This is a genomic window from Streptomyces sp. NPDC005898, assembly GCF_040629635.1.
Classification (GTDB): Bacteria; Actinomycetota; Actinomycetes; order Streptomycetales; family Streptomycetaceae; genus Streptomyces.
In genome coordinates, this window is sequence record NZ_JBEXWC010000036.1 from 20,917 (window position 1) to 37,683 (window position 16,767).

The window sequence follows — 16,767 nt, forward strand, 5'->3', positions numbered from 1 at the left end:
ATCCTCAGGGACCATGCTCGAGGACCAGACGACCGCAGCGCCCGCCGCCCCCTGGCCGGCCGCGTATCCAACGGGGTACGCGGTCGTCGACGTGGAGACCACCGGCCTGGCCCGCGACGACCGCATAGTGTCGGCCGCGGTCTACCGGGTGGGCGCCCGGGGGGAGATCGAGGACCACTGGTACACGCTGGTCAACCCCCAGCGCGACCCCGGTCCCGTCTGGATCCACGGCCTCACCAGCGAGACGCTCGAAGGCGCCCCGCTGTTCCGGGACATCGCCGAGGAGTTCGCGAGCCGGCTCGACGGCCGCGTCCTCGTCGCGCACAACGCCGTCTTCGACTGGTCGATGATCGCCAGGGAGTACGCGCGCGCGGAGCGCGTCGCCCCGGTGCGCCAGCGGCTGTGCACGATCGCCCTCTCCAAGGAGCTGGCGCTGCCGCTGCCCAACCACAAGCTGGAGTCGCTGGCCGCCCACTTCGGCGTCGAGCAGCGCCACGCGCACAACGCGCTGGATGACGCGCGCGTGCTCGCCGAGGCGTTCCGTCCGAGCCTGCACGCGGCGGCCGGCGGCAATGTCCGCCTGCCGCTCCTGGAGTGCCGGCCGCTCACCGAGTGGTCCGACGGCACGCCCCGCATCGGCCGGCAGTCGACGGGTCCTGCGCCCTCCTCGTCGTACCGGCCGGGCAGTTGGCGCCCCTCACGCAAGCGCCCGCCGTGCCCCCACCCGAACCCCGGGCGTTATGAACCGGGCAAACCGCTCAAGCAGGGCATGCGGGTGGCGTTCTCCGGGGACACCTCCGTGGAGCGCGACCTCCTGGAGGACCGGGCGGTCGAGGCGGGCCTGCACATCGCCACGAGCGTGTCGCGCCTCACCAGCCTGCTCGTGACGAACGACCCGGACTCGGGCACCTCCAAGACCGTCAAGGCGCGCTCGTTCGGCACGCCGGTGATCGACGAGGCGGCCTTCGGCCAGCTCCTCCAGGACGTGGCGCCCGCCACGGACGGGTGACGGCGGGCGGCCGACCGTCAAGACGGGTGATTTGGGGCAGCCGACCGTCAGACGGGTGATTGCGGGCGACTCGCCCGCACACCGCTCGCCCCGCGCCGCCGTCGCGCCCCACGCTGTGGCGCATGGCACGTTGCGAGGTCTGCGGAAACGACTACGGCATGTCCTTCGAGGTGCACGCGCAGGGCGCGGTGCACGTCTTCGACTGCTTCTCCTGCGCCATCCACCGCATGGCGCCCATCTGCGAGCACTGCCGGTGCCGCATCATCGGCCAGGGCGTCGAGGCGGACGGCCACTGGTACTGCGGCGCCCACTGCTCGCGCGCGGAGGGGCAGGTGGGCATCGTCGACAGAGTCTGAGGCCCGCCCCGCGCTCCCCCCCTGTGGCGGCGCCCCACGGCCGGACACCGCACGTCGGGACACCCCACGTCGAGACACCCCGCGACCGAGTTGTACCGTCGTGGGGTGTACCGCTTCCTCCTGACCCGGCAGTGGGTGATCCTCACCCTCATCGCCCTCGTCCTCATCCCCGCGATGGTCGAGCTGGGTTTCTGGCAGCTGCACCGGCACGAGCACCGCGTCGCGCAGAACGGACGGATCTCCCGGGCCCTGGCCGCCGACCCGGTCCCGGCCGAGCGGCTCACCTCCCCCGGCCACGAGGTGCCGAGGTCCGACCTGTACCGCCGGGTGAGCGCCAGGGGGACCTTCGACACCCGGCACGAGGTCGTCGTGCGGCGCCGCACCAACGCCGACGACGAGGTCGGCTTCCACGTCCTGACCCCGTTCGTCCTGACCGACGGCAAGGTCCTGCTCGTCAACCGCGGCTGGGTCCCGGCCGACGGCCCGCAGACCGCCTTCCCCGATATCCCCGCCGCCCCCCGGGGCAAGATCACCGTCACCGGCCGCCTGATGGCCGACGAGACGTCCGCGGCCAGCGGCATCAAGGACGTCCGGGGCCTGCCGGACCGTCAGATCATGCTGATCAGCAGCGGCCAGCAGGCCGCGAGCCTCGGCAAGCAGGTCCTCGGCGGCTACATCGAGCAGACCTCGCCCGAGCCCCGCGACGGCTCCCCCGAACTGATCGGCGAGCCCGACCACAGCGGGATCGGCCCGCACATGGCGTACGCGGTCCAGTGGTGGCTGTTCGCCGCGGGCGTCCCGGTCGGCTGGGTGGTCCTGGTCCGCAGGGAGCGCCGGGACCGCGCCGCCGCGGCCGCCTCCCCCGCCGAGGAGAAGACGCCGGCGGCCGTCTGAGCGCCGCTCACGACTGCCCGGGCTCCTCTCGATTGGCGGGGCCCCGACCCGGGAACCCGTTCTGCGTGTCCCGCCCTATCGAAGACTTCGCGCTCATCGGCGACCACCAGACCGCCGCCCTCATCGGCAAGGACGGCTCCCTGGACTGGCTCTGCCTGCCCCGGTTCGACTCCGCCGCCTGTTTCGCCGCGCTGCTCGGCGACGAGGGGAACGGCCACTGGCGCATCGCTCCCACGGATGCCGGCTCCTGCACCCGTCGCGCCTACCGCCATGACTCCCTCGTCCTCGACACCGAGTGGGACACCGAGGACGGCTCCGTCCGCGTCACCGACTTCATGCCGCAGCGCGACCGCGCCCCCGATGTCGTACGCATCGTCGAAGGCCTCAAGGGCAGCGTCACCGTGCGCAGCACCCTGCGGCTCCGCTTCGACTACGGCTCCGTGGTGCCCTGGGTGCGCAAGGTGGACGGCCACCGCGTCGCCGTCGCCGGGCCGGACTCCGTCTGGCTGCGCAGCGAACCGGCCGTGCGCACCTGGGGGCACGACTTCGGCACCCACTCCGAGTTCACCGTCGAGGAGGGGGAGAAGGTGGCGTTCGTCCTCACCTGGCACCCCTCGCACGAACCGCGCCCGCCCCTGGTCGACCCCCACGAGGCGCTGCGCGAGTGCCTGGAGGACTGGCGCGCCTGGACCGCGCGCTGCCAGTACGACGGTCCGTACCGCGACGCGGTGATGCGCTCCCTCATCACGCTCAAGGCCCTCACCTACGCCCCGACCGGCGGCATCGTCGCCGCCGCCACCACCTCGCTGCCCGAGGAGATCGGCGGCGTACGCAACTGGGACTACCGCTTCTGCTGGCTGCGCGACTCCACCCTCACCCTGGGCGCGCTGCTGATGGCCGGCTATCTGGAGGAGGCCGAGGCCTGGCGCGACTGGCTGCTGCGCGCGGTCGCGGGCAACGCCGCCGACCTGCAGATCGTCTACGGCCTCGCCGGGGAGCGGCGCCTTCCCGAGTACGAGATCCCTTGGCTGCCCGGCTACGAGGGCTCGGCCCCCGTACGCGTCGGCAACGAGGCCGTGGAGCAGTTGCAGCTCGACGTCTACGGCGAGGTCGTCGACTCCCTCGCCCTTGCCCACCGCTCCGGGATAGCGCACCGCGCCCAGGGCTGGAACCTCCAGCTCTGCCTCCTGGAGTTCCTGCACGAGAAGTGGCGCGAGCCCGATCAGGGCCTGTGGGAGGTCCGCGGGCCGGGCCGCCACTTCGTGTACTCCAAGGTGATGGTGTGGGTCGCCGCCGACCGGGCGGTGCGCGCCCTGGAGGAGAACCCGGAGCTGCGCGGCGACCCGGACCGCTGGCGCAAGCTGCGGGACGAGGTGCACCGCGAGGTGTGCGAACGGGGCTATGACCCCGAGCGCAACACCTTCACGCAGTCCTACGGTTCCACGGAACTGGACGCCTCCTTGCTGCTCATCCCGCACACCGGGTTCCTGCCGCCCGACGACCCGCGCGTCATCGGCACGATCGACGCGGTCCGCGCGGAGCTCGACCACCACGGGCTGATGCGCCGCTACACCTCCGACAAGAAGGAGATGGACGGCCTGCCCGGCCAGGAGGGCACCTTCCTCGTCTGCTCGTTCTGGCTGGCGGACGCGCTGCACATGACGGGGCGCACCAAGGAGGCGCGGGAGCTGTTCGAGCGCCTGGTGTCGCTGAGCAACGACGTGGGGCTGCTCGCGGAGGAGTACGACCCGGTCTGCGGCCGTCAGCTCGGGAACTTCCCGCAGGCGTTCAGCCACATCGGCCTGGTGAACACCGCCCTCGCGCTCTTCGACGGGGAGGCGGGAGGATAGGGGCATGGATCTTGGACTGAAAGACCGTGTCTACGTCGTCACCGGCGCGAGCCGCGGCCTCGGCAACGCCACCGCGCGGGAACTGGTCGCCGACGGCGCGAAGGTCGTCATCACCGGCCGCGACGAGAAGGCCGTCGCCGAGGCGGCCGCCGAGCTGGGCCCGAACGCGGCCGGTGTCGCCGCCGACAACGCCGACCCGGCCGTCGCGGACCGGCTGATCGCGGCGGCCCGCGAGCACTTCGGCGGCTTCGACGGTGTGCTGATCAGCGTCGGCGGGCCGCCGCCCGGCTTCGTCGCGGACAGCACCGACGAGCAGTGGCAGGCGGCCTTCGAGTCCGTCTTCCTCGGCGCGGTGCGGCTCGCCCGCGCCGCCGCGACGGAGCTGCGGGAGGGCGGCGTCATCGCCTTCGTGCTGTCCGGTTCGGTGTACGAGCCGATCGCGGGCCTGACGATCTCGAACGGGCTGCGGCCCGGGCTCGCCGGGTTCGCCAAGTCCCTCGCGGACGAGGTCGGCCCGCGCGGCATCCGGGTCCTCGGCGTCCTGCCGGGCCGCATCGGCACGGACCGCATGCGGCAGCTGGACGGCCTCTCCCCCGACCCGGAGGCCACCCGGGCGGCCAACGAGGCGAGGATCCCGCTGCGCCGCTACGGCACACCTCGGGAGTTCGGCCGCGCGGCGGCGTTCCTGCTGTCGCCCGCCGCGTCGTACCTGACCGGGGTCATGGTGCCGGTGGACGGCGGGGCGCGCAGCGGCTTCTGACCGCGGCGGGGCGGGCGGCGCGGGCGGGCAGGGGGCCGCGTGCGGTCAACTCACGCGGTCCGCGCGGTGCTTGACACCGCGCAGCCGCACCGTCGCGGGCAGGCTCGCGAGGCCCGCCGAGTCGCGGGCGGGCGCGAGGACCTCCGAGGAGAACCGGCGCAGCGCGTCGGACGGCATGGCCCGCGGTTCGAGTACGAGTTCCACGCGCGCCCGGGGTGCGCCGCGCCGCCCGGTGAGAGTGGCCCGGGCGCGTTCGACGCCGTCCAGCGACTCCGCCTCCCCGGCCAGGACGTCCTCCAGGGCGCGCCCGCGCACCAGCGCGCCCTCGCCGTCCCCGGTCGCCACCAGGACCTCCGCGAGACGGCGCCTGCGCAGCTGCGCCGAGAGCCACCACAGGGCGAGCAGGACCAGGGCGGCGAGGACGGCGATGACCGTGGGCCAGAACCATCCCTCGTCACGCCAGCGGGTGCGTTCGGCTTCGTCGAGCAGCACGTCGTGCCGCCCGTCGTGGAGCCACCAGGAGGGCGGCGAGGCGCCGAGCCCGACGGCGAGGACCGAGCCGCCGAGGACGAGCAGCACCAGCCCGGCCAGGGCCAGGACGACGCGGTTGACCGAGCGGAGCATGGCGCTCACCCCTTCCTTCCCGGCCGGGCGACCCGGACGGCGAGTCCGGGGGTGCGCGCCAGGCCGAGGTCGCGGATGCCGTCGCTCAGCGCCGCGTCCAGGTCGCCCCGTACGTCGTCGAGTTCGCGGAAGTGTGCGACCGCCCGGACGTCCGCCTTGGCACGCGTCAGGCGGACCCGCGCGGACTGCACGCCGGACACGTCCATGGCGCGGTCGCGCAGCAGCGTGGCGGCGGCCGCGCGGTGGAGTCCGGCGCGCACGTCGCCGTCGGTGCGCCGCATCGGCAGGAGCGCGCGCCGGCCCGGTGTCACGGCGAGCACGAGCAGCCACAGGCCGACGAGGGCGGCGACGCCGGCCCCGACCAGCACCGCCGTGTCGTCCAGGGACCACTCGCCGAGCCGGCGGGCGAGTCCGCGCCGCCAGCTCATCGCGCGATGACCGGCCCGCACGGCGACCACGTCGTACAGGAACAGCCCGGCGACGCCGAGGCCGACCAAGGCGAGGAGAGCGGCGGGCACCCGGCGCGACGACCAGAACCGGGGCGCCTTGTCGTCGGCGGAGAGGGTGGGCAGGGGCTGACCCGCCGCCGAGGAACCGCTGGACGAGGAACCGTCCGCCGAGGAACCGGAGCGGCCCTGCGGGTCCTCACCGGCCTGTTCGACGACCGGCAGCGACCGTGTGGCCCCGCTCTCCGGGGTCTCGCTCATCGGATCCTCCCCTGTCCCGCGGCGCGGACCCGCGCCGAGTGCAGCCGCTCCACCTGGACCACCACTTCGGGGACGGTCATGCCCGCCAAGGCCGCCACGCGCTCGGCGACCCGGCTGCGCACGGCGCCGCACTGGCGGCCGATGTCGCAGGGGTAGTCCAGTTCGAGGCTGACGCGGACCCGGGCGGCGTGGTGGGCGACCGAGACCGTGGCGTGCGGCGGGGAGCCGTCGGCCGGCACCGTGCGCAGCGCCTCTCGTGCCGCCCGGGCGGCGATCTTCGCGACGACCCGGTCGGCGATCCGGGTGGCGCCGCGCTCCCCGGGCGCGACCTGTGCCGCCACCGCTCACCGCCGCCGGTCGCCGCGGGCGCGGAAGAACTCGCCGGGTTCCAGGTCTCCCTCCAGGAACCGGCCGGCCACGAAGCCGATCGCTCCCAGGGCGGCCACCAGCAGGAACGCCCCGAATCCGCCGAAGTATCCGGCGAAGCCGAGCGCCATTCCCGCCACCATGCCGATCACGGCCATGCTCATGTGCGCTCCTTAGCGAGACGCGGCTGAAGGTTGGTTGCTACTGGAGACGGCCCGCGGGCTCCTCGTCGTCCTCGTCGGGCAGCTTCACGTCGCTCACCGCGATGTTGACCTCGACCACTTCGAGTCCGGTCATGCGCTCGACGGCGCCGATCACGTTCTCGCGCACGTCCTGGGCGACATCGGCGATCGGCACGCCGTACTCGACGACGATCTCCAGGTCGAGCGCGGTCTGCACCTCGCCGACCTCGGCCTTCACTCCGCGCGTGACGGATTTCGTGCCCCCGCCGGGGACGCGGTCGCGCACGGCCCCGAAGGTCCGCGCGAGGCCGCCGCCCATCGCGTGCACGCCTTCGACGTCGCGTGCGGCGAGTCCGGCGATCTTCTCCACGACGCCGTCGGCGATGGTCGTGCGGCCCCGGCTCCCGGCGTCACCGCCGCCCCGGGCGCCCGCGCCGCCCAGGCCGTGGCCCAGGGAGTCCTTCTCCAGCGTCTGCGACGTCTTCCGCTCTCCGGTGTCGGTCATCGCCGTACCGTCCGTTCGAAAGGGGGATCTGCTTTCTTTGCCCACATTAAGACGGGTTGCGCGACGGCGCCCCAGGGATGCGGCAGGGTGGAGGCATGACGGGTGACGGGTGGACCGAGGCGGTACGCCGCCAACTGGGCCTTGGCCGGGTGCTTCCGCTGGGCGGCGCGCGGGACGGCACATGGGTGACGGAGGCGGCGGCCGGTGCCGTACTGCGCCATGCGGCGCAACGGGTCACCGGGGTGCGCCTGGGCGGACTGCGCGTCGCCCCGGCCGATCCGGGCGCCGCCTGCGCCCCGGCGGTGCCGCCCCCGCCGAGCGCGCTGCCACCGGGGCCGCTGCGGGTCACGGGGGACTTCACGGCCGCCACCGGTCTGCCGCTGCCGGCGGCGGCGGACCGGCTGCGCGCGGCGCTCCACGAGGCGGCGCGGGGCCTCGGGCTCGCCGCCGAGGAGGTGGACCTGCGGGTGACGGCTCTGCTGGACGTGGGCGAGGGCATCGGCCCCGAGGAGGATGTACGTCCGCCCGCGCCCCGCCCGCCCGCGGCCCAGGTCCCGGCGGGCGAGGGCGACGAGGCCCGCGCGGGGCAGGCGGCGCTCGCGGTGCCCGGCGTGACCCGGCTGACCGGCGCGCTCGGGCCGGCCGTGGTCGTCGAGGAGCGGCCGGCGCCGGGCGCGCTGCCGCGCCGCCATGTGCGCGTGGAGCTGGCGACGGGCCACGCACACCGCGCCCTGGACGTGGCGCTCGCGGTCCGCGCGGCGGTCGGCGACGCGCTGGCCGACCACCCTTCGGTCGCGGTGCTGGTCACCGCGGTGGAAACGCCCTAGGGCGACCGACGACAACGCGGCGAGCGGGCGTGCCGGACGCCGCGAGCCCGGCACGGACCGGAAGAGAGGCCCTAGCCCAGGGCCGCCGAGGTGGCGTCAGTCGCCGAGGCCTGCGAGGTCCCGCAGGCGGCGGCCCTGCGCGGCACGCTCGGCGACGCGCTGCTCCTCGTACGAACGGTTCACGGCGCCCTGCAGCAGCGCCTTGGTCTCGATGACCGCGTCGCGCGGCGCGGCGATCAGCGCGGCCGCCAGGTCCTGCGCGGCGGCTTCGAGCTGGTCGGCGGGGACGACGAGGTTGGCGAGGCCGATCCGCTCGGCCTCGTCCGCGTGGACGAAGCGGCCGGTGGCGCAGATCTCCAGCGCGCGGGCGTAGCCGACGAGCCCCACGAGCGGATGCGTGCCGGTGAGGTCGGGGACGAGGCCGAGACTGGTCTCGCGCATGGCGAACTGCACGTCGTCGGCCGCGATCCGCAGGTCGCAGGCGAGCGCGAGCTGGAACCCGGCGCCGATGGCATGCCCCTGAACGGCGGCGACGCTCACGAGGTCGCTGCGCCGCCACCAGGTGAACGCCTCCTGGTACTCGGCGATGGTGGCGTCAAGGACGCCGTCTTCACCGCGCGCCAGATCGATGAAGGACGGCTCGCCGTCGAAGCCCTCGGGCGTGAACGCCTGCCGGTCCAGGCCGGCGGAGAAGGACTTGCCCTCCCCGCGCAGCACCACGACCCGGACGTTGCCCGGCAGCAGCTGACCGGCCTCGGCCAACGCCCTCCACAGCGCGGGAGATTGGGCGTTCCTTTTGGCCGGGTTGGTCAGCGTCACCGTGGCGACGGCCTCGTCGATGGTGAGGCGTACGCCGTCCTTGTCGAGAACCGGTGCGAGCTCGCTGTCGGACGAAGCCATGGGTGCCTCCGATGGGGTGCGGTCGGTCCGGACGCCCGGGAGCGCCCGTAAGTGACTGCACAGTAACCACCCGGCCGATCAGGCGATCGACCGGGTGGTCACCATCGGACCATGGAACAGCGCGCGCCCACCGTCAGCCGGCGGGGGCGGCCTTCTTGCCGCGCGTCGCCCCGCCGCGTCCCCGCAGCGTGACGCCGGACTCACTGAGCATGCGGTGCACGAACCCGTACGAACGACCGGTCTCCTCGGCCAACGCCCGGATGCTCGCACCGCCGTCGTACTTCTTCTTCAGGTCTGCCGCGAGCTTGTCGCGCGCGGCGCCGGTCACCCGGCTGCCCTTCTTCAGAGTCTCGGCCACCCGTGCCTCCTCGTGGGAAGTGCGCTCTGGACTTCTCATGATCACCCCTCGCGGGCCTCCTGGCCACCCATTCGGCAAGGTCCGTACGACAAGGTTTGCCGCCCGGACCTGCGACGCCACGAACGGAATCGATGATTCCGCGCGCCGAGGGTCGTACATGCGAACGGGCCGCGCCGAGAATCACCAGGTCAGCGGGGTGGTGGCGGAGACGGCCGTCATCATGCCCACGACGCCCCGAAATGCGTGTATGACACACCTCGGTACGAGGACGGCTCACACAGATGAGGGATCACGGATCGGCCGAATGATCCATACGCAGTGGATCAGTGGTTCGATCACGCGAAGTGGACGGCTCAGGCGAGCGCCACGAGGTCCGCGTAGTCCGGACCCCACAGGTCCTCCACGCCGTCCGGCAGCAGGATGATCCGCTCCGGCTGGAGCGCCTCGACGGCGCCCTCGTCGTGGGTGACGAGGACGACCGCGCCCTTGTAGGTGCGCAGGGCGCCGAGGATCTCCTCGCGGCTCGCCGGGTCGAGGTTGTTGGTGGGCTCGTCCAGGAGCAGGACGTTGGCCGAGGAGACGACGAGGGTCGCGAGCGCGAGCCGGGTCTTCTCACCACCGGAGAGCACGCCCGCCGGCTTGTCGACGTCGTCCCCGGAGAAGAGGAAGGAGCCGAGCGTCTTGCGCACCTCGACCAGGTCGAGGTCGGGGGCGGCCGAGCGCATGTTCTCCAGGACCGTGCGCTCGGGGTCCAGGGTCTCGTGCTCCTGGGCGTAGTACCCGAGCTTGAGGCCGTGGCCCTCGATCACCTGGCCGGTGTCGGGCTTCTCGGCGCCGCCGAGCAGCTTCAGGAGGGTCGTCTTGCCCGCGCCGTTGAGGCCGAGGATGACCACGCGCGAGCCCTTGTCGATCGCGAGGTCGACGTCGGTGAAGATCTCCAGCGAGCCGTACGACTTCGACAGGCCCTCCGCCATCAGCGGCGTCTTGCCGCACGGCGAGGGCTCGGGGAAGCGGAGCTTGGCGACCTTGTCGCCGCGGCGCACCTCCTCCAGGCCCGCGAGGAGCTTGTCGGCGCGGCGCGCCATGTTCTGCGCGGCGACCGTCTTGGTGGCCTTGGCGCGCATCTTGTCGGCCTGCGAGTGCAGGACGGCGGCCTTCTTCTCGGCGTTCTGGCGCTCGCGCTTGCGGCGCTTCTCGTCGGACTCGCGCTGCTGCTGGTAGAGCTTCCAGCCCATGTTGTAGACGTCGATCGCCGAGCGGTTGGCGTCCAGGTAGAAGACCTTGTTGACGACCGTCTCCACGAGGTCGACGTCGTGGGAGATCACGATGAAGCCGCCGCGGTAGGTCTTCAGGTAGTCGCGCAGCCAGACGATGGAGTCGGCGTCGAGGTGGTTGGTCGGCTCGTCGAGCAGGAGCGTGTCGGCGTCCGAGAAGAGGATGCGGGCCAGCTCGATACGGCGGCGCTGACCGCCGGAGAGGGTGTGCAGGGGCTGCCCGAGCACCCGGTCCGGGAGGTTCAGCGCGGCGGCGATGGTGGCGGCCTCGGCCTCGGCGGCGTACCCGCCCTTGGTGAGGAACTCCGTCTCCTGGCGCTCGTACTGCTTCATGGCCTTGTCGCGCGTGGAGCCCTGGCCGTTGGCGATGCGCTGTTCGTTCTCGCGCATCTTGCGGATCAGGGTGTCGAGGCCGCGCGCGGAGAGGATGCGGTCGCGGGCCAGCACGTCGAGGTCGCCGGTGCGCGGGTCCTGGGGGAGGTAGCCGACCTCTCCGGAGCGCGAGATCGTGCCGCCCGCGGGGATGCCCTCACCCGCGAGGCACTTGGTGAGGGTGGTCTTGCCCGCGCCGTTGCGGCCGACCAGGCCGATGCGGTCGCCCTTGGCGATGCGGAAGGAGGCGTTCTCGATGAGGATGCGGGCGCCGGCGCGCAGCTCGATGCCGGAAGCGGTGATCACGGGGGGTTACTCCTGAACAGGGTGGACGGCGAGAGGGACGACTGGTTGCTCGGGGCCGGTGTCTACGCCGTCCAACTGAGGAGAGGAGCTGCCATGGCAGCCATTCTAACGGGCGAACGCAACTAGTTTTCTGGGCTCCCGGCGCGCTCCGCGCCCCGCTCCAGGTCTCCGTTGCCCAGCGGCGTGCGGCCCGGGACGACGCGTCCGCGGTCGTCCACCGCGATGACCTGCGCCGTCCAGGACAGGGCGGCCCCCGGGCAGGGCTGCGCGACGAGCAGGGCGCCGCCGCGGCGCAGGGAGCGGGCCGGCGCGAAGGCGCAGCCCGGGCGCGCGGGCAGCACCCAGCGCAGATCGCCGTCCGCGGCGCGGTAGGCGGCGATGCGGTGCGGGGTGACGACCGCCAGCATGCGGGCGCCGTCGGTGAGCGGCCGGAGCACTCCGGCGCCGCCGCGCGCGGCCGGGGTGCGCAGCCACGCGGCGCTCTGCGGGATGGCCCGGTGCCAGCGCACGAAGCGGCCCGCGTCGCGTTCGGTGTCCGTGACCAGACCGTCGCTCCAGAGCGCGAAGGCGTGCCCGGGCGCGGGCAGCAGCGCGAGGGGTCGGCGCCCCTCGCGCGTGTACGTCCAGCGGACCGTGCCGCCGCGCGGGTCGTACGCCTCGACGGCCCGTCCCCTGATCCGCAGGGCGGGGGCCGGGCCGGCGCCGGCGCCGCTCACGCGCGCGTGGGCGGCGAGGTGGTCTCCGTAGGGGGCGGGCCGGGAGTGGTGGGCGGCGGTGACGAGCGGCACGGCGAGCAGCGCGAGGGCGACGGGGAGCAGGAGGCGGGCGCCCGTGCGGGCCCGGCGCGCGGGCACCGCCCCGGGGCCGGCGGCCGGCGCGCGCGGCGGAGCGGCCATGACGCCCCCCTTCGGTACCACTGCCCACGGATCAGGCGCAGAGCGTAGCGGCGGGGCCGCGGACCGCCCTCGCCCGTCGGCGCGACACGGCGCGGGGTCCCCGGTGCGTTCCCCCGTTCGGACCTCCGACCGGGGCCGCGCGAGGGCGGGCGCATGAGGATGAAGTGGCCGGGGACTCGGTGCGGGGCGGCGCGTGCCGCCCGGAGTGCGACACAGAGGGGTACGCCCATGCAGTTCGACGACGACGCCGGCCTGGACACCTCCGAGGTGCAGGATGTGCGCGGCAGTCGCATCCCCGGCGGCCGGGCGACGGTCGGCGGCGGCATCGCCGGTCTCATCGCGCTGGTGCTCGGCCTGCTGTTCGGGGTGGGGCCCGATCAGCTGGGCCTGTCGTCCGGTGACGAGGAGCCCGAGGCGTCCTCGTCGTCCCTCGCGCAGGTGCAGCAGAGCTGCCGCACGGGGCGGGACGCGAACACCAAGGAGGACTGCCGCATCGTGGCGGTGGTCAACAGCGTCCAGGACTTCTGGCGCCCGGAGTTCCAGCGGAGGCGGGCCTCGTACTCGCCCGCGCGGACCGTCCTGTTCACCGGCCGCGTGGGCACCGCCTGCGGGTCGGCGACCTCGGCGGTCGGCCCGTTCTACTGCCCGGGCGACCGGAAGGTCTATCTGGACCTGGGCTTCTTCGACGAGCTGCGCACGAAGTTCGGCTCCTCGGGCGGTCCGTTCGCGCAGGCGTATGTGGTGGCCCACGAGTACGGGCACCACGTGCAGAACCTGACGGGCGTCCTGGGGCGGGCCCAGGACGGGCGCACGGGCCGCGACAGCAACGCGGTGAAGGTCGAGCTCCAGGCCGACTGCTACGCCGGGGTGTGGGCGCGGCACGCGACCCGCAGCCCCGACGAGCGCACGGGCAAGCCGCTGATCAGCAGCCTCGACGACGCGGACATCCGGGACGGCCTGGACGCGGCGGCCGCGGTCGGCGACGACCGCATCCAGGAGAAGTTCCAGGGCCGGGTCACCCCCGAGTCCTGGACGCACGGCTCGGCCGAGCAGCGCCAGGAGTGGTTCTACCGGGGCTACCGCACCGGCGAGATGGGGCAGTGCGACACCTTCCGCTGAGTGGGCCGACCGGGGCGGGGCCCGGCCCGCTCGGGCTCCGGCGGGGCGTTGCCGGACCCTGGTGCGAGACTGGGGACAGGTGTGGGGTGGATCACATCCCGCGTCAGGGATCCGATGGGAGTGATCGGCATGGCAGGCGACGACGGCGGACGGCCGAGCGTCTTCCCGACACTGCTGTACGCGGACGCGAAGGCCGCGATCAAGCAGCTGACGGAGGCCTTCGGCTTCACCGAGGTGAGCGTGTACGAGGGTGAGGACGGCAGCGTCATGCACGCCGAGCTGGCGCAGGGCAACGGCGCGGTGATGCTCGGCTCCAAGGGCCGGGGCGGTCTCTTCGACCAGGTGATGAAGGACGCGGGGCCCAGCGGGGCGTACATCGTCGTGGACGACGTGGACGCCCATCACCAGCGGGCCAAGGAGCACGGGGCGGAGATCCTGATGCCCCCGACCGACCAGGACTACGGCTCGCGGGACTACATGGCCAGGGACGCCGAGGGCAACGTGTGGAGCTTCGGCACGTACGCCCCCGAGATACGGCCCTGACCCCGCACCAGGCCGTACCGCGGCCGCCCCGGCCGGGTGTCACTCGCCGCCGGTGTGCACCTGGAAGGCGGCGCGGCGCACGGCCTTGGCGAGCGCCGGGTCGGGGTGGGCCGCCGCGAGGGCGACCAGGACCTGCACGGTGCGGGGGTGCCCCGCGCGGCGCACCTCGTCCAGGAGGGCGGGCACGGTGGGCTGCACGGCCGACTCCAGGTGCCGGACGAGCAGTTGGGCCTCCCCGTGGTCGGCGACGGCCGCCGCGGTGTCGATCCACAGCCAGGTGGACTCCTCGCGGGTCAGCACGAGGTGGACGTCCTCGGGGTCGGCGCCCTCCTGTTCGGCGAGCCACAGCAGGGCGTAGGGCCGCAGCGGGGTCTCGTCCAGGACGGCCCTCACCTCCGCCTCGGCCGGGGCTCCGACGACGCGCAGCGCCTCGAAGGCGAGGCCGCGCAGCAGGGCGTCCTCGCCGCGGGCGGCGGTGAGCAGGTCGGTGACGGCGCTGCCGACGGGGCGGGCGGCGAGCCAGGCGCGGTACTCGGCGCGGGCCGCGTTGGGCCGCAGGCGGGCGCAGCCGCGCAGCATCTCCTCGGCGGACTGCTCGAAGTGCCCGGCGGGGCTCTGCGCCGCGACGCAGATCTGCTCCAGCTTGACCCAGACCGCCCAGCTGCCGAGCGGGGTGAGGGTGGCCTGTCCGTCGGCGAAGGTGAGCGCGCCGACGGCGGCGAGGCCGTGCAGCGCCCAGTCCAGGAGGGCCGGCAGCGGGGCGTCCTCTTCGGCGCGGTCGACCGGGGCGTTCTCTTCGGCGCGGTCGGCCGGGGCGGTTTCGGGGGTCGCCTCGGGGGCGGACCCGGAGTGCGCGCCGTACGGGATCTCGCAGCGTTCGGTGCGCAGTTCGGTGACGCGCTGGTCCAGGAGGTCGAGCAGTTGCGGCACGGGGACCGGGCCCGCCGACAGCTGCAGGAAGGACAGGACCTGCGGCATGGCCTCGACGACCTCGGCGACCGCCGCGGCGGGCAGGTCGTCCGGCGCCGGATGGGCCAGCGACCAGGCGTCGAAGAGCGCGACCCAGCCGCGCAGCACGGCGGTGTCGTCGCGGTCCCAGGCGCGCAGGCGCCAGCCGGGGCGGGCGCTGTCGCCGTGCATCTCCACGAGGCCCGCGAGGCGCGCGGTGTCCCAGTCGGCGCGGACCTGAGCGGGGGTCAGTCCCAGCTCGGCGGCGGCCCGTTCGGCGGTGGCGTCGGACAGGGCGCCCCTGCCGTCCGGCCGCGCGCCGGTGCGGGCGGGCCCCGGGCGCAGGGCGGCGTCGGCCCAGCGGGCGACCCGCACCGCGTCGGCGAGGCCCTCGCGTGCTCCCCGGGCCAGCTCGGAGGGCGCCGGCGTGCCCTCGGGCGGGCGGGGCGCGGGGCGGCGCGTGCGGCGGTTGCTCACCGCGCCGGGGGCGGCGGAGAGGGGGCGCGCTGGGTCGCGCTGGGCCTCCCCCCGCTTCTCGGCCCTCTGGCGGGGAGCACGGACGAGTCGGAGCCTGGAGTCGCGCGGGGTACGGGACGTCACGGGAGCAGTCTTCCTGTTGACGGTCCGAAAACCCAAACGGGATGGCGTCGGTGGCCCTCGGGACGCCGTGCGACAGGGATTTCGCGGCCGGGTCGGAAAGGTGCGGACGGTCACATCAGGGGGTGCCACTCAGCGGGTGCCACCTCGGCGGAGTGTCACATCAGGGGGGTGAGGAAACGGCGCAGGGCCTCTTCGTAGCCCGCCGGGTCGGCGTTCCACATGGCGCCGTGCGGGGCGCCGGGGACGACCCGCAGGGTGACCAGTTCGGGGCGCCGCTTGGCCAGTTGCCGGGAGTGGTCCCACGGGGCGATGGCGTCGTCGGGGCCGTGCAGGATCAGCGTAGGGACCCGCAGCAGGTCGGGGCGGGCGGCCGCGAGGACGCGGTCGCCGCGCAGCCCCGTGCGGCCCTGTGCCGCGCGGACCGCGAGCGGCAGGAGCGGCCCCGGGGTGCGCCGGGCGGCGGCGAGGGCGCGCAGGGTGGTCTCCCAGTGGAGCACCGGGGAGTCCAGGACGAGGCCGCTGACGCGCTCGCGCAGCGCCGAGTGCGCGGCGGCGTGCAGGCACATCGTGGCGCCGGTGGACCAGCCGTGCAGGATGACGTTGCGCGCCCCGCGGCGCACCGCGTAGCGGATGGCGGCGTCCAGATCGCGCCACTCCGTCTCGCCGAGGTGGCCGAGGCCGTCCGCGGAGCGGGGGGCGCCCGGGTCGCCGCGGTAGGCGATGTCGAGCACCGGCAGTTGCAGGCGGTGCAGGAAGTCCATGACGACCATGGGGTGTTCGCGGGAGGTGCCGAGGCCGTGCACGGTGATGACCCAGGTGTCGCGCGGTCCGGGCACGAACCAGGCGGGCAGGCCGCCGAGCTCGCCGGGGACGACGACCTCCTCGTGGTCGAGGCCGAGCGCGGTGCCCGGGTCGCCGAGGTGGACCTGCGGGGTGAGCCAGACCTTCGCGCCCGGTTCCAGGGTGCCGTGGGTGACGGATTCGAGGCGGCGCACGACGGTGTCCGCCTTGTGCGGGGCCCCGTCCAGGACCGGGCCCACGATCGCGTGGGTGCCGCTGCCGCTCAGGCCGTAGGTGCCGGGGCGCAGGCTGGCCAGGGCGCGGGTCAGGGTGATCTGGCCGGCGGCCGTGGCGTGCACGGTCAGGCGTGGCTCGGTCGGCAGCGGGCGGCCCGCCGGAGCCTTGAGGGCGGCGTCGCTGGCGAATCTGCCCGCCGCGACCGCGGCCGCGGCTGTCCCGAGGGCTGCTGTGACTGCGGTGACGGCCGCTGCCGTCGCTTTGGCTGGGCGCACTGTCCCAGTGTCCGGGGGCAGGCGCCTTGGGGCCAGTGGGCGGGGCCCGCGGGGTGATGCGGGCGCGGGGCGCTGCCAG

At 74.2% G+C, this 16,767-nt stretch carries 19 protein-coding genes; 8 read left to right on the forward strand and 11 right to left on the reverse strand.

Going from position 1 to position 16,767, the window contains the following annotated elements; genetic code table 11:
• Positions 1 to 13 precede the first annotated feature (13 nt).
• From ABZ385_RS31025 to ABZ385_RS31045, 5 genes are all read left to right on the forward strand, one after another.
• The gene (locus tag ABZ385_RS31025; protein ID WP_358586066.1) at positions 14 to 1,009 is read left to right on the forward strand and encodes a DEDDh family exonuclease; all 996 of its coding nucleotides are present in this window, start codon (positions 14 to 16) and stop codon (positions 1,007 to 1,009) included.
• Between the two features lie 122 nt (positions 1,010 to 1,131).
• Positions 1,132 to 1,365 carry a hypothetical protein gene (locus ABZ385_RS31030; protein ID WP_358586064.1) on the forward strand — a complete coding sequence of 78 codons (234 nt, stop codon included), beginning with the start codon at positions 1,132 to 1,134 and terminating at the stop codon, positions 1,363 to 1,365.
• A 105-nt stretch (positions 1,366 to 1,470) separates the two neighbouring features.
• Positions 1,471 to 2,259: an SURF1 family protein gene (locus ABZ385_RS31035; protein ID WP_358586062.1), complete on the forward strand. Its 789-nt coding sequence runs from the start codon at positions 1,471 to 1,473 to the stop codon at positions 2,257 to 2,259.
• A gap of 65 nt (positions 2,260 to 2,324) precedes the next feature.
• Positions 2,325 to 4,109 (forward strand): glycoside hydrolase family 15 protein, encoded by a 1,785-nt coding sequence (locus ABZ385_RS31040; RefSeq protein WP_358586060.1) that lies wholly within the window; start codon positions 2,325 to 2,327, stop codon positions 4,107 to 4,109.
• Positions 4,110 to 4,113: 4 nt separating this feature from the next.
• On the forward strand, positions 4,114 to 4,869 hold the full coding sequence (locus ABZ385_RS31045) for an SDR family oxidoreductase (RefSeq protein WP_358586058.1): 756 nt from the start codon (positions 4,114 to 4,116) through the stop codon (positions 4,867 to 4,869).
• Positions 4,870 to 4,914: 45 nt separating this feature from the next.
• Here ABZ385_RS31045 and amaP read toward each other — a convergent pair whose 3' ends face one another.
• Genes amaP through ABZ385_RS31070 form a run of 5 tightly spaced genes read right to left on the reverse strand, consistent with a single transcriptional unit; the run spans position 4,915 to position 7,253 of the window.
• Positions 4,915 to 5,493 carry an alkaline shock response membrane anchor protein AmaP gene (amaP, locus tag ABZ385_RS31050; protein WP_358913986.1) on the reverse strand — a complete coding sequence of 193 codons (579 nt, stop codon included), beginning with the start codon at positions 5,491 to 5,493 and terminating at the stop codon, positions 4,915 to 4,917.
• A 5-nt stretch (positions 5,494 to 5,498) separates the two neighbouring features.
• Entirely contained in the window at positions 5,499 to 6,200 is a 702-nt protein-coding gene (locus ABZ385_RS31055; RefSeq protein WP_358586056.1) for a DUF6286 domain-containing protein, read from the reverse strand.
• A complete protein-coding gene (locus ABZ385_RS31060; RefSeq protein ID WP_358586054.1) occupies positions 6,197 to 6,541 on the reverse strand; it encodes a hypothetical protein in 345 nt (114 codons plus the stop codon). The genes ABZ385_RS31055 and ABZ385_RS31060 overlap by 4 nt, the downstream gene beginning before the upstream one ends.
• 3 nt (positions 6,542 to 6,544) lie before the next feature.
• The gene (locus ABZ385_RS31065; protein WP_055550183.1) at positions 6,545 to 6,730 is read right to left on the reverse strand and encodes a hypothetical protein; all 186 of its coding nucleotides are present in this window, start codon (positions 6,728 to 6,730) and stop codon (positions 6,545 to 6,547) included.
• A gap of 37 nt (positions 6,731 to 6,767) precedes the next feature.
• Complete coding sequence (locus tag ABZ385_RS31070; RefSeq protein WP_358586052.1) at positions 6,768 to 7,253, reverse strand: Asp23/Gls24 family envelope stress response protein; 486 nt, start codon at positions 7,251 to 7,253, stop codon at positions 6,768 to 6,770.
• A gap of 95 nt (positions 7,254 to 7,348) precedes the next feature.
• Between ABZ385_RS31070 and ABZ385_RS31075 the strand changes: the two genes are divergently transcribed.
• On the forward strand, positions 7,349 to 8,080 hold the full coding sequence (locus ABZ385_RS31075) for a nucleopolyhedrovirus P10 family protein (RefSeq protein WP_358913976.1): 732 nt from the start codon (positions 7,349 to 7,351) through the stop codon (positions 8,078 to 8,080).
• 96 nt (positions 8,081 to 8,176) lie between these two features.
• Here the strand turns inward: ABZ385_RS31075 and ABZ385_RS31080 are convergent, their stop codons facing one another.
• The 4 genes from ABZ385_RS31080 to ABZ385_RS31095 form a co-directional block, all read right to left on the reverse strand.
• A complete protein-coding gene (locus ABZ385_RS31080) occupies positions 8,177 to 8,980 on the reverse strand; it encodes an enoyl-CoA hydratase/isomerase family protein (protein WP_358913977.1) in 804 nt (267 codons plus the stop codon).
• A gap of 133 nt (positions 8,981 to 9,113) precedes the next feature.
• Positions 9,114 to 9,338: a helix-turn-helix domain-containing protein gene (locus tag ABZ385_RS31085; protein WP_358586047.1), complete on the reverse strand. Its 225-nt coding sequence runs from the start codon at positions 9,336 to 9,338 to the stop codon at positions 9,114 to 9,116.
• A 353-nt stretch (positions 9,339 to 9,691) separates the two neighbouring features.
• Positions 9,692 to 11,290, reverse strand: a complete 1,599-nt coding sequence (locus tag ABZ385_RS31090) for an ABC-F family ATP-binding cassette domain-containing protein (RefSeq protein WP_358586045.1) — start codon at positions 11,288 to 11,290, stop codon at positions 9,692 to 9,694.
• 122 nt (positions 11,291 to 11,412) lie between these two features.
• On the reverse strand, positions 11,413 to 12,186 hold the full coding sequence (locus ABZ385_RS31095) for a hypothetical protein (RefSeq protein ID WP_358913978.1): 774 nt from the start codon (positions 12,184 to 12,186) through the stop codon (positions 11,413 to 11,415).
• A gap of 228 nt (positions 12,187 to 12,414) precedes the next feature.
• Here ABZ385_RS31095 and ABZ385_RS31100 point away from each other — a divergent pair, with 228 nt between their 5' ends.
• Entirely contained in the window at positions 12,415 to 13,305 is an 891-nt protein-coding gene (locus ABZ385_RS31100; RefSeq protein ID WP_358589331.1) for a neutral zinc metallopeptidase, read from the forward strand.
• Positions 13,306 to 13,434: 129 nt separating this feature from the next.
• Complete coding sequence (locus tag ABZ385_RS31105) at positions 13,435 to 13,848, forward strand: VOC family protein (RefSeq protein WP_358589334.1); 414 nt, start codon at positions 13,435 to 13,437, stop codon at positions 13,846 to 13,848.
• A gap of 39 nt (positions 13,849 to 13,887) precedes the next feature.
• On the opposite strand, the gene ABZ385_RS31110 is transcribed toward ABZ385_RS31105, so the two are convergent.
• Both ABZ385_RS31110 and ABZ385_RS31115 read right to left on the reverse strand, forming a co-directional pair.
• On the reverse strand, positions 13,888 to 15,396 hold the full coding sequence (locus ABZ385_RS31110) for a hypothetical protein (protein WP_358913979.1): 1,509 nt from the start codon (positions 15,394 to 15,396) through the stop codon (positions 13,888 to 13,890).
• 155 nt (positions 15,397 to 15,551) lie between these two features.
• Positions 15,552 to 16,688 (reverse strand): hypothetical protein, encoded by a 1,137-nt coding sequence (locus ABZ385_RS31115; protein WP_358913980.1) that lies wholly within the window; start codon positions 16,686 to 16,688, stop codon positions 15,552 to 15,554.
• Positions 16,689 to 16,767: the final 79 nt, after the last annotated feature.

What these genes read in the sequence shown, in the direction of transcription:
- ABZ385_RS31025 (WP_358586066.1), top strand. Translation starts at nt 14, where the DNA reads ATGCTCGAGGACCAGACGACCGCAGCGCCCGCCGCCCCCTGGCCGGCC.
- ABZ385_RS31075 (WP_358913976.1), top strand. Translation starts at nt 7,349, where the DNA reads ATGACGGGTGACGGGTGGACCGAGGCGGTACGCCGCCAACTGGGCCTT.
- ABZ385_RS31065 (WP_055550183.1), bottom strand. Translation starts at nt 6,730, where the DNA reads ATGAGCATGGCCGTGATCGGCATGGTGGCGGGAATGGCGCTCGGCTTC.
- amaP (WP_358913986.1), bottom strand. Translation starts at nt 5,493, where the DNA reads ATGCTCCGCTCGGTCAACCGCGTCGTCCTGGCCCTGGCCGGGCTGGTG.
- ABZ385_RS31105 (WP_358589334.1), top strand. Translation starts at nt 13,435, where the DNA reads ATGGCAGGCGACGACGGCGGACGGCCGAGCGTCTTCCCGACACTGCTG.
- ABZ385_RS31055 (WP_358586056.1), bottom strand. Translation starts at nt 6,200, where the DNA reads ATGAGCGAGACCCCGGAGAGCGGGGCCACACGGTCGCTGCCGGTCGTC.
- ABZ385_RS31045 (WP_358586058.1), top strand. Translation starts at nt 4,114, where the DNA reads ATGGATCTTGGACTGAAAGACCGTGTCTACGTCGTCACCGGCGCGAGC.
- ABZ385_RS31070 (WP_358586052.1), bottom strand. Translation starts at nt 7,253, where the DNA reads ATGACCGACACCGGAGAGCGGAAGACGTCGCAGACGCTGGAGAAGGAC.
- ABZ385_RS31100 (WP_358589331.1), top strand. Translation starts at nt 12,415, where the DNA reads ATGCAGTTCGACGACGACGCCGGCCTGGACACCTCCGAGGTGCAGGAT.
- ABZ385_RS31080 (WP_358913977.1), bottom strand. Translation starts at nt 8,980, where the DNA reads ATGGCTTCGTCCGACAGCGAGCTCGCACCGGTTCTCGACAAGGACGGC.
- ABZ385_RS31030 (WP_358586064.1), top strand. Translation starts at nt 1,132, where the DNA reads ATGGCACGTTGCGAGGTCTGCGGAAACGACTACGGCATGTCCTTCGAG.
- ABZ385_RS31095 (WP_358913978.1), bottom strand. Translation starts at nt 12,186, where the DNA reads ATGGCCGCTCCGCCGCGCGCGCCGGCCGCCGGCCCCGGGGCGGTGCCC.